Raw genomic sequence first — 10,962 nt, forward strand, 5'->3', positions numbered from 1 at the left:
CCCCCCCCCCCCCCCCCCCCCGCCCGGGTCAGCCACCCCAAAGTCAACCGATCCGGACCCCGCAAGGCCAAAGCCCGAAGCCCGCAAGCCCGAGGCCCGCAAACCCGAGCCCCGGGCCCCACAAACCCGAAGCCCACAAACCCGGAACCCGAAGGCCCGGCCCCCGCAAGCCCGGAATCTACGAAGTCGGGCTCTGCGGAGCTGCCGCCACGCCGGTCGCGCCGGATCCGACGGGACCGTCAACGTTGCTGCCCGAGGAGTCGGAGCCACCGCCACCACCAGCCGCATCGAGCCCGCCCGCCCCGCCGGAGCCACCGGCGCCGCTGCCCACCCCGCCGGAGCCACCCGCGCCACTGGCCACCCCGCCGGAGCCGCCGGCACCATCCGCCGCGTCGAGCCCGCCCGCCCCATCGGAGCCACCGGCGCCACTGCCCACCCCATCAGAGCCACCGCCACCACCAGCCGCATCGGGCCCGCCCGCCCCCTCCGGGGCGCCGACGCCGCCGGTGCCGCCGGACGACGGGCCGATCCCCAGTTCCACGTCGCGGGCGTTCTCCACCTCGCGGCGGAAGAGCCGGAACCACATGAAGATCACGAAGCCGGCGAAGACGAACCACTCGCCGGTGTAACCGAGGTTCTGGAACGCCTTCAGGTCGAGCCCGGTGCCCTCGGCGGCGGCCGGTGGTACGGGCTTGAGCGGGGCGGCGGCCCTGGTCACGGTGATCCACGCGTCCTGCACGTCGTACGGCACCAGGTTGACCAGCGAGGCCGCGCTGATCATGCCGAGTTGGCCGGCTGGCAGACCGCCGCGGGCGTGCACACCGTTGCTCCTGCTGTTCTCGGACGCCTGGAGCGCCCCGACCACGGTCACCTCGCCGGCGGGCGGTGCCGGTACCTTGGCGCGGTCCGCCGCGGAGTCCGCGTCGCCGGGCAGCCAGCCGCGTACGACGGGGATGGCACGCTCGCCTTCGATCCGCAGCAGGGTCAGTACGTAGAAGCCGTCGCGGTCGTCCAGCGCCCGGTCCGGGACCAGCAACTGCCGCCCGGCGTCGTACCGTCCGACCGCCTCGGCCTGTCGCCCCGAACTGTCCCTGGTGACCGGCAGCAGTTCGGCCAGCGGCACGGCCCGGGTCGACTCCGCCCGCGTGGCGTGTTCCTGCTGCTCCTGGTGCGAGTCGACGCGCGACTCGAAGCGGCTGAGCTGCCAGCTCCCCATGAACAGGCACACCGGGATGCTCAGCGCGGCGAAGACGTTGATCCCCCACCACCGGGGCGTCAGCAGAAACCGATACACACCCCCACGGTACGGTCCCGGCCCGCGCCGCCGACACGAGGGGCCTCACCTGAGGTGCGTACGACCGGCACCGGACAGATCACGCCACATCCCGCCCAGTACGGCGGTACGTCGCTCACCTGCCCCGACGCGCACCGCGCCCGGATCGGATCACCTCGCAGCGCCGGTACGCCGTGCGCACCACCACGCGTCAGCCCCGAGCCGCCCACCGCCCCGCAGCACGGGCTGGTCCCAGCCCACCGGAGCCCCGGCAATCACGGGCTGGCCAGAGCCCCCGTGTGGTAGACCGTGCCGGCGCAGGCTTCGGGGACCGTGGCCGTGGCGACCGCGGGGTCGCCCGCGTCCGGCGTGTGGCTGATCACCACGCTCGACGGGGTGGACGGTTCCACACCGCCACCACCGCTGCCGCTGCCTCCGCCGACGCTGCCCGGGCCCGGCGTGCTCTCGCCCGGTGCCTCCGCGCCGGGCTCGCCCTCCACCGGGCTCTTCGGGGGTTCCGCGGGCGTCGGCGTGGGACTCGGCGTGCTCGCGTCGGAGCAGCTACCGCCGCCCGCCGTGGGAATCCACGCGTACCGCACCTCGTACGCCTCGCCGGGCCGCAGGATGATCTGTTCCGACACCGCGGACGGCGGGGGCAGTTCGGTCGCCGGGTCGCCCGACGTGTGGTCGACGACCTGAACGCCGGACGCGTCGGCCGAACCCTGCGCCACCGCGCCCACCACGCCGCTGCCGTCGACCGAGCACGGGTCGGCCGAGGTGTTGACGATGCGGAACGACCCGTACACCCGGCCTTCGGCATCGGCCGCGCCCACGCTGCTGCCGCCGTCGCCGAGCTGGTCCCGGAGGCACGTCGGGGAGGTGGCGGCCAGCGTGGTGGAAGGGTTGGGCGGCAGGACGGGGCCCGGGGCGGACGTCGGCCGCTCCGTCGTCGGCTTGTCCTTCCCTTCCTTCGCCGCCTTCTCCTTCTCCTTCTCTTCCTTCTCCTTGTCCTTGTCCTTCTTCGACGGCGGCGTCGGTCGCGAGCTCGGGCCGCGTTCGCCGTGGTGCCCGCCGGCTGCCTGGTCGGGCGTGCGCTCGCTGCTCGCGGCGTTCGCCGGGCGGCTGGGCGAGGTGTCGCCGATCGCGGTCACCCGCACCAGCGCCGGGATCGCCGCCCCGCCGAGCACGATCGCGGCGAAGGCGCCGACGAGGATCTGGCGCCGCCGGGTACGGCGGGCGGGTACGGCACGGCGTAGCTGGTCGAGCGATTTCGGCGCGGGCTCCAGGTCCTGTACGGCGCCTTGCAACATGCGGCGCAGCGCCTGCTCGTCCAAGTCCCCGTCCAACGCCCCGCCACCGAGCCCGCCGAGCCCGCCACCCCCGGCCGCCGCCTTGGTGGGCGTGGCTTCCTCGGCGGCTGCGCCCTGTTCACTGGCTGCGCCCTGCTTGGTGGCAGCGTCCGGTTGTGCGGGGGTGTCCGGCTGGGTGGCCTTGCCCGACTGGGTGGCTGCGCCCCGCTCGGTGGCTGTGTCCGACTGAGCGGACTTGCCAGGCTGGGTGGGTGTGCCCGACTGGGCGGCTGTGCCTTGCTCGGTGGGTGCGGCCTGCGCAGTGGCGGTGTCCGGCTGGGTGGCCTTGCCCGGCTGGGTGACCGTACGCGGCTGGGTGGCGGTGTCCGGCCGGCTGGCTGTTTCCGCCAGGGTGGCTGTGCCAGACCGAGCGGCCGTAGCTACCTGGGTGCCCTCACTCGCCGGGGTGGCGGCGCCCTTCGCCTCAGCCGTACGGGGCTGGGCCACCGTGTCCCGCCCGGTGACCGGCTCCGGTTCGGCCTTCGTACCCGGCTCGGCCCTCGTACCCGACTCGCCAGCCCCACCCCGCCCGGCGGTCGACTCGGCATCCGTGGGTTGGTCGTCACCGGCGGATCGGTCGACATCCGTGGGTCGGTCGTCACCGGCGGATCGGTCGACATCCGTGGGTCGGTCGACACCGGCGGATCGGTCGACATCTGCATCAGCCGCAGCCGTATCCGCAGCCGACTCCGCCGCACCAGCCCCATCAGGCTCCGCCGTACGCACCGCCGCGGCAGCCCCCTCCGAACCGGGCGCCACCTCGCGCTCCGCACGGTCGGTACGCGCCGTTTGCCGGGAGTCGTCCCGGCCGTGGCCATGGCCGTCCTGCCGGTCTGGTTCACCCGGCCTGGCGTGCTCGTGGGTCATGCCGGGGCCTCCATCGCGACGCGCAGCGCCGCAATTCCGCGCGAGCCGTACGCCTTCACCGAGCCCAGGGATATTCCGAGGGTCTCCGCGACCTGCGCTTCGGTCATGTCGGCGAAATACCGCAGCACCAGCACCTCGCGCTGGCGGCGCTGCAAACCGCGCATCGCCTGAATCAATTGATCGCGCTCCAGCAGTTCGTACGCGCCTTCTTCAGCACTCGCCATGTCCGGCATGGGCTTCGACAGCAACTTCAGCCCGAGAATGCGGCGGCGCAGCGCAGAGCGAGAAAGGTTGACGACGGTCTGACGCAAATAGGCGAGGGTCTTTTCCGGATCGCGCACACGATTACGTGCCGAATGCACACGTATAAACGCTTCTTGTACGACGTCCTCACAGGACGCCGTATCGTCCAGCAGGAGAGCGGCGAGACCGAGCAGCGACCTGTAATGGGCCCGGTAGGTCTCGGTGAGGTGATCGACTGTGGTGCCCGCTGCCATCGCCTCGTCAGTGTCCCCGCGCTGTGAAGGTACCTGGACGGGGCCCGCGGCGGGCCATGGCGCGATCACCGGCATACCGCCAGCGGCGCGGGGACGCAGCGGACGCACGGCCGCGCCACCCCGCCCCGGAACTGTTGCCATGCCGAATACCTCTGCCACGCTTGTTGGACACGCTTCCCCCCGTCAGGGTTGTACGCGTGAGGCGCCGCCCCGAGCAGTGCTCTCAATGCCCCCATGCGCACCGACCCTCCCTCATTGCCCCATTTGCGACGCCGCCCATACGGGGCTGTGCCGAAGACGCCCCCCATTCACCGGCGGTTGCGGGGAACGGACAGCGAATGCTCAAACAAAATGATGACGCAGATCAGGCGGGGTGACCGCAGAGGCGGATCACAGAATCTTCACATTGTTCTACCGCAGGGCGACCAACTCCCGGGCACCGACCCGCAGATTCCGGTCACCCGCACGCCCCGACCTCGCCTGATCCCACCCCCGCCACGCCCACCGCGCCCCACCGCGAACCGCCCCCACCAACCCACGAGGCGGGCGGCAACGAGCCTAGGCAGCCGACGCACAGCGACAAACGATCAAGGAGCAACGATTCCCGGAACAACTCGGCAAGGAACAGCGAAGGCCCCCACCCCAAGCCCCCACAACCAACCCACGACCCCACAGAACCCACCTCGCACCCAGCCCCGGAGAACAGCAACCCACCCCCGCGGCGCCCCAACTCCCGTAACCAACCAGCCCCTTGCCCTCCCACGAGACGCGCCCCACCCCACACCAACCAACCACCCACCAGACAACCGCCCCCACCACCAAACGGACCACCCACGAAGCAACCGACCACCCACGAGGCAGCCACCCGCCCACCCACAACCGCCCCGACGCCAGGCACGGCACCATGCACACCCACCCACCAACCAACCCATCCCGCACCCCACCCCCCGCGCACCCACCCCCGTACACACCCAACGGGCGGCCACCCCAAGGTGACCGCCCGTTCGTCAGCGGGTGGCAAGCCGCCGGGGGCGAAGGGAACGCCCCGGCCGGCAGACCGGTCGCCCGGCCCTCAGCCCGTCAGCTCCGCCGCGACGACCTCGGCGATCTGCGCGGTGTTCAGGGCCGCGCCCTTCCGCAGGTTGTCGCCGCAGACGAAGAGTTCGAGCGCCTTCGGGTCGTCGAGGGAGCGCCGTACCCGGCCCACCCACGTCGGGTCGGTGCCGACCACGTCGGCGGGGGTCGGGAACTCGCCCTCGGCCGGGTTGTCGCAGAGCACCACGCCCGGCGCACTGGCCAGGATCTCGTGCGCCGCGGCCACCGTGACCTCGTTCTCGAACCGCGCGTGCACGGTCAGCGAGTGGGTGGTGATCACCGGCACCCGGACGCAGGTCGCGGTGACCCGCAGGTCGGGCAGGCCGAGGATCTTGCGCGACTCGTTGCGCACCTTGAGCTCCTCGGACGTCCAGCCGTCCTCCTTGAGCGAGCCGGCGAACGGCACCACGTTCAGCGCCATCGGCCCGGGGAACGGACCGGTGTCGCCCACCGCACGCCGTACGTCACCCGGCTGCGTGCCGAGCTCCGTGCCCGCCACCTTGGCGAGCTGCGCGCGGAGCGTGTCCACGCCCTCCTTGCCGGCGCCGGACACGGCCTGGTACGAGGAGACGATCAGCTCGCTCAGCCCGAACTCCGCGTGCAGCGCGCCCATCGCGACGATCATCGACAGGGTGGTGCAGTTGGGGTTGGAGATGATGCCCCGGGGGCGCACGCGGGCGGCGTGCGCATTGACCTCGGGCACCACCAGCGGCACGTCCGGGTCCATCCGGAAGGCGCCGGAATTGTCGACCGCCACCGCGCCCTTGGACGCCGCGATCGGCGCCCACTGCGCGGACACCTCGTCCGGTACGTCGAACATCGCGACGTCGACGCCCTCGAACGCCTCCTCGCTCAGCGCGACGACCTCGACCTGCTCACCGCGCACGGTGAGCTTGCGGCCGGCCGAGCGCGGCGAGGCGATCAGTCGGATCTCGCCCCAGACGTCCGCCCGCTCCGAGAGGATGCCGAGCATGACCGTGCCGACGGCGCCGGTCGCCCCGACGACCGCCAGCGTCGGCTTCCCCGCGCGCCCCTGCGCCGCGGAACCGCCACTGCCGTTCACCTGAACCACGTCACCCACACCATTCACCACGTTCACACCACTCTCACCGTGCCCACCGTGGGACCCGGTCATCGCCCCGTGCCGCCGTACACGACGGCCTCGTCGCTCTCACTGTCCAGACCGAACGCGCTGTGCACGGCGCGCACCGCGTCCTTGACCTCGTCCTGCCGCGTCACCACGGAGATGCGGATCTCGGAGGTCGAGATCAGCTCGATGTTCACGCCGGCGTTCGACAGCGCCTCGAAGAACGTCGCCGTGACCCCGGGGTTGGTCCGCATCCCCGCCCCGACCAGCGAGATCTTGGCGATCTGGTCGTCGTAGCGCAGCGAGTCGAAGCCGATTTCGGGCTGCGCCTTGGTCAGCGCCTCCATGGCCTTGTGGCCGTCGGTCTTCGGCAGCGTGAAGGAGATGTCGGTCAGCCCGGTGGACGCGGCGGAGACGTTCTGCACCACCATGTCGATGTTGAGCTGGGCGTCGGAGATCGTACGGAAGATGACCGCGGCCTCACCCGGCTTGTCCGGCACGCCCACGACCGTGATCTTGGCCTCCGACGTGTCGTGGGCAACCCCGGAGATGATCGCCTGCTCCATGCCTTCTTCTCCTTCGGGCTTGTTACGCACCCAGGTGCCCACGTGGCCGGAGAACGACGACCTGACGTGGATGGGGATGTTGTGGCGGCGGGCGTACTCGACGCAGCGCAGGTGCAGCACCTTGGAGCCGCTGGCCGCGAGTTCGAGCATGTCCTCGAATGCGATCTCGTTTATCTTGCGCGCCTTCTTCACCACGCGCGGGTCGGCGGTGAAAACGCCGTCCACGTCGGTGTAGATCTCGCACACCTCGGCGTCCAGGGCAGCCGCCAGCGCGACGGCCGTGGTGTCCGAGCCACCGCGACCCAGCGTGGTGATGTCCTTCTTGACCTGCGACACACCCTGGAATCCGGCCACGATCGCCACCGCGCCCTGGTCGAGCGCGTCCCGAATGCGACCGGGGGTGACGTCGATGATCCGCGCTTTGTTGTGGACCGAGTCGGTGATGACACCCGCCTGGCTTCCGGTGAACGACAGCGCCTCGTGTCCGAGGTTTTTGATCGCCATCGCCAGCAACGCCATGGAGATGCGCTCTCCAGCGGTCAGCAACATGTCGAACTCGCGCCCGGCAGGAATCGGCGAAACCTGCTGAGCGAGGTCGATCAACTCGTCCGTAGTGTCGCCCATCGCGGAAACCACGACGACCACCTGGTGGCCGTTCTTCTTGGCTTCGACGATTCGCTTGGCGACGCGCTTGATGCCTTCGGCATCCGCAACGGAGGAGCCGCCGTACTTCTGCACGACAAGGCCCACGTGCGCTCCTCGCTTGTCTCTTCTGGGGTGGTAGCCCCAGACCCCCGCAGGGGGGTAACTGCGGTCGGCTCAGTCTAACGAGCAGGGCGGATAAGCCCTCCCAATATCACATAGCGAGACACAAGACTCACTTCATGATCAGGCAGGACGCAATCCCACACCCGCTCAGCGACCAACCCTTCCCGCTGCGGACCTGCGCACACGGAAACGTAATTCAGGTCACAAAGACTCCGCCGTTCGGAGCCGGCCGGATATCGACCGTCCGGGTTGCCCACGCCGCTCGACCACCCGACGAAACGGAAGAAATCCAGCCGCCCGGCACCCGCGAAATCCGTACGCGACGGACCCGCGGTCGCAACAAGAAGTAGGCGACCCGGCACGGAACGTAAAGAAAGGGAACGCGGAGGAGAAGCCGGCGGCGAAACCGAAACCGAAGAAGGACGAGGAAGAAGGACGAGAAGGAAGGAACGAGCGGAATGCGGCGAGAAGGCCCGGGCCCGCGGGAATCACGCCCGGCGCGGCGGGCGCCGGCCGCCGGGGCAGCGGACGCCCGTCGCCCGGACAGCGCGAGCATCAGCCGCCGGGACGCACGAACGCGCACCGCCCCGCCCGGCCCCGTACGCCACACCCACCCCGTCCAAGCCCGTACGCCACACGCACCCCACGCGGGCCCGTCCGCCGCACCGCCCCGCCCGGGCCCGTACGCCACACCCACCCCATCCAAGCCCGTACGGACGCCACGCCGGGCGCCGCCCGGTCAGGGCTGCGCCGAGGACCCCAGGCCGAGCGGCGCGGCGATCTCCGCGGCCATCACCCGGCCCGCCTCCTCCGCGAGCTCGTCCTCACCGTCGGTGTTGCTGTCCGTGTCCAGGCCGTCGAGCTCGTCGAGCGGGCTGTCCAGCCGTACGTGCGCCACCAGCGACTGGAGCGCGCGCAGTGCGGCCGATGCGGTGGTCCCCCAGTTCGACAGGTACGAGAACTGCCACCACCACAGCGCCTCGCTCACCCGCCCGTCGCGGTAGTGGGCCATGCCGTGCCGCAGGTCGGTGACGATGTCGGCGAGGTCGTCGGAGATCCGGCAGGCGACCGGCTGCGCCCGGGGCACGTACGGGTCGAAGACCTCGGAGTACACGTCGATCGGGTCGAGCAGGGTGGCGAACCGCTCGCGCAGCTCGTCCACGTCGGGCTCGGGGCCGACGTCCGGTTCGTACCGCTCGTCCGGTACGAAGTCCTCGTGCGCGCCGAGCCGCCCGCCAGCGAGCAGCAGTTGCGAGATCTCCAGCAGCAGGAAGGGAACCGCACTGTCCGGTTCGTCCCCCTTGGCGACCTCGGTGACCGCCACGATGAAGCTCTCGATCTGGTCGGAGATCTGTACCGCGAAGTCGGCCGGGTCGTGGTGGCTGTCGTGCAGCGTTGCGTCAGACATCGAGAAGTCTTCTCCCTTCGAAGGCACGTCCCAGCGTGACCTCGTCGGCGTACTCCAGGTCGCCCCCGACGGGCAGGCCGCTCGCCAGCCGCGTGACCTTGAGGCCCATGGGTTTCACCATGCGCGCGAGGTACGTGGCCGTGGCCTCCCCCTCCAGGTTGGGATCGGTGGCCAGAATGAGCTCGGTGACGGTGCCGTCGGCGAGCCTGCCGAGCAGTTCTCGTATCCGCAGGTCGTCCGGGCCGACGCCCTCGATGGGGCTGATCGCCCCGCCGAGCACGTGGTACCGGCCGCGGAACTCGCGCGTCCGCTCGATCGCGACGACGTCCTTGGGTTCTTCCACGACGCAGATGACCGCGACGTCACGGCGCGGATCGAGACAGACCCGGCACTGCTCGGCCTCGGCGACGTTGCCGCACACCGTGCAGAACCGCACCTTCGCCTTGACCTCGGTCAGGGCGTGCGCGAGACGGCGTACGTCGGTCGGTTCGGCTTGCAGGATGTGGAAGGCGATCCGCTGCGCGCTCTTGGGACCGACGCCGGGAAGCCTGCCCAGCTCGTCGATGAGGTCCTGGACCACGCCTTCGTACACGGAAACGCCCTCCTTCTGGGTGTATCTCTTCAGTGCCTGATGTGGCTGGTGTGTCGGCAGCCTGTACGGCTCTTGTACGCCGCGCGGCTGGCCGGGTTCGTCGTCGGAGCTGCTGGTACGGGACTACGGGTACGGGGCTGCCGGTACGGGTCGGGTACGGGTCGGCCCGCTCGGCGGAACCGGGCCGGACGCCCGCTTCGGGCCGGGCCGGGTTGACCGGGCGGAAGTGGGAGGGAGGAGTCGGAAGGGGCTGAAGGGGCTGAAGGTCAGAAGGGGAGGCCGGGCATGCCGCCGAGGCCCTGGGCGAGCGGACCGAGCTTCTGCTGCTGGAGCTGCTGCGCGGACTGGTTGGCGTCCCGTACGGCGGCGACGACGAGGTCCGCGAGCGTCTCCGTGTCCTCAGGGTCCACCGCCTTCGGGTCGATGACCAGGCTCTGGAGCTCGCCGCCCCCGGTCACCGTGGCCTTGACGAGACCGCCGCCGGCCGAGCCCTCGACCGGCGTCCGGGCCAGCTCTTCCTGAGCCGCCGCAAGGTCCTGCTGCATCTTCTGCGCCTGCTGCAACAACTGCTGCATGTTGGGCTGACCGCCACCGGGGATCACGAGCTTGCTCCTGGCTGTAGACGAAACACCTTCGGTAGCCCGAGCCTACGTGCTCCCCGCTGCCCACGCCCTACGCCGTACGAAGGAGGCCACCCGCACACGTACGACCCCCGTCGCATGGCCCGGGCCCCACCTGATCGACACCTGATCGACGCCAGGGCCGGTGGCGGTAGCCGTACGGACACCGGCACCACCGCCGAAGTCGAGCCGGTGCCAGAACGGGTCCGAGCCGGTGCCGGAACGGGTCCCAGCCGGTCCCCCCCCAGAGCGGTGCCAGCGCAGGTGCGGGCGGCCGGGGCGAGTACGGAGGGCAGGCCAGAGCGAGTGCCGGGGTCACACCCAGGCGAGTACGGAAGCGGCAGGCAAGGACGGGTGCCGGGGCCCGGGCGAATCCGAAGCCCGAGCCAGCACGCGCCGCGACCGGGGCCAACCGCGATACCGGTGCCGACAGCATCGGCATCGGCGGCAGCCGCAGGATCAGGAACGACCTCAAAGCCGGCGCCGACCCGCACACCCCAGACCCACCGGGCCACCGGGCCACCGGGCCACCGTCCCGCCCAGCTACTCGTTGGCGATCTCCTCGATCACGGTCGCGCCCAGTTCCCGGACGATGAGGTCGTGGCCGCTGAGTGCGCTCTCGTCCAGGTCGGCGTCGTCCTCGGCCGGCATGTCGTCCTCGGGTGCCACGGGGGTCGGATGCTGCTGCCCCCCGTAGCCGCCACTGGGCTGCTGCCCGCCGTACGAGCCGGCGCCGGACGGGCCGCCGGCCCCGGCCCCGGGTCTGGACCCGCCGGCGCCACCGCCGCCCGCGGGCTCGGCGCCCGCAGGGCCGGCCGGCCGCTGGGCGCCCTGCGCGGG

General features: G+C 71.2%; 8 protein-coding genes and 1 pseudogene. All 9 read right to left on the reverse strand.

The annotated features are described in order from the left end of the window. Nucleotides 1-178: 178 nt before the first annotated feature. Nucleotides 179-1,294 (reverse strand): SURF1 family protein, encoded by a 1,116-nt coding sequence (locus tag ACMA1D_RS10250; protein ID WP_414723557.1) that lies wholly within the window; start codon nucleotides 1,292-1,294, stop codon nucleotides 179-181. Between the two features lie 254 nt (nucleotides 1,295-1,548). After that, nucleotides 1,549-3,489 carry a hypothetical protein gene (locus ACMA1D_RS10255; protein WP_414723558.1) on the reverse strand — a complete coding sequence of 647 codons (1,941 nt, stop codon included), beginning with the start codon at nucleotides 3,487-3,489 and terminating at the stop codon, nucleotides 1,549-1,551. Next, a complete protein-coding gene (locus ACMA1D_RS10260; protein ID WP_414723559.1) occupies nucleotides 3,486-4,127 on the reverse strand; it encodes a SigE family RNA polymerase sigma factor in 642 nt (213 codons plus the stop codon). The genes ACMA1D_RS10255 and ACMA1D_RS10260 overlap by 4 nt, the downstream gene beginning before the upstream one ends. Before the next feature lie 931 nt (nucleotides 4,128-5,058). Next, on the reverse strand, nucleotides 5,059-6,144 hold the full coding sequence (locus ACMA1D_RS10265; protein WP_414723570.1) for an aspartate-semialdehyde dehydrogenase: 1,086 nt from the start codon (nucleotides 6,142-6,144) through the stop codon (nucleotides 5,059-5,061). Between the two features lie 68 nt (nucleotides 6,145-6,212). After that, nucleotides 6,213-7,484 (reverse strand): aspartate kinase, encoded by a 1,272-nt coding sequence (locus tag ACMA1D_RS10270; RefSeq protein WP_414723560.1) that lies wholly within the window; start codon nucleotides 7,482-7,484, stop codon nucleotides 6,213-6,215. 757 nt (nucleotides 7,485-8,241) lie between these two features. Then, nucleotides 8,242-8,910: a DUF5063 domain-containing protein gene (locus tag ACMA1D_RS10275; protein WP_414723561.1), complete on the reverse strand. Its 669-nt coding sequence runs from the start codon at nucleotides 8,908-8,910 to the stop codon at nucleotides 8,242-8,244. Next, complete coding sequence (recR, locus tag ACMA1D_RS10280; protein WP_349992795.1) at nucleotides 8,903-9,502, reverse strand: recombination mediator RecR; 600 nt, start codon at nucleotides 9,500-9,502, stop codon at nucleotides 8,903-8,905. The genes ACMA1D_RS10275 and recR overlap by 8 nt, the downstream gene beginning before the upstream one ends. 266 nt (nucleotides 9,503-9,768) lie before the next feature. Continuing rightward, nucleotides 9,769-10,104: a YbaB/EbfC family nucleoid-associated protein gene (locus ACMA1D_RS10285; RefSeq protein WP_349992794.1), complete on the reverse strand. Its 336-nt coding sequence runs from the start codon at nucleotides 10,102-10,104 to the stop codon at nucleotides 9,769-9,771. A 561-nt stretch (nucleotides 10,105-10,665) separates the two neighbouring features. Further along, a pseudogene (locus tag ACMA1D_RS10290) lies at nucleotides 10,666-10,962 on the reverse strand (DNA polymerase III subunit gamma and tau); the annotation flags it as partial.

The organism is Streptomyces sp. 796.1, from assembly GCF_047525675.1.
GTDB lineage: Bacteria > Actinomycetota > Actinomycetes > Streptomycetales > Streptomycetaceae > Streptomyces.

Bases quoted from the DNA above. Each gene is read 5' to 3' on its own strand.
- ACMA1D_RS10255 (WP_414723558.1), bottom strand. From the start codon at position 3,489: ATGACCCACGAGCACGCCAGGCCGGGTGAACCAGACCGGCAGGACGGC.
- ACMA1D_RS10260 (WP_414723559.1), bottom strand. From the start codon at position 4,127: ATGGCAACAGTTCCGGGGCGGGGTGGCGCGGCCGTGCGTCCGCTGCGT.
- ACMA1D_RS10275 (WP_414723561.1), bottom strand. From the start codon at position 8,910: ATGTCTGACGCAACGCTGCACGACAGCCACCACGACCCGGCCGACTTC.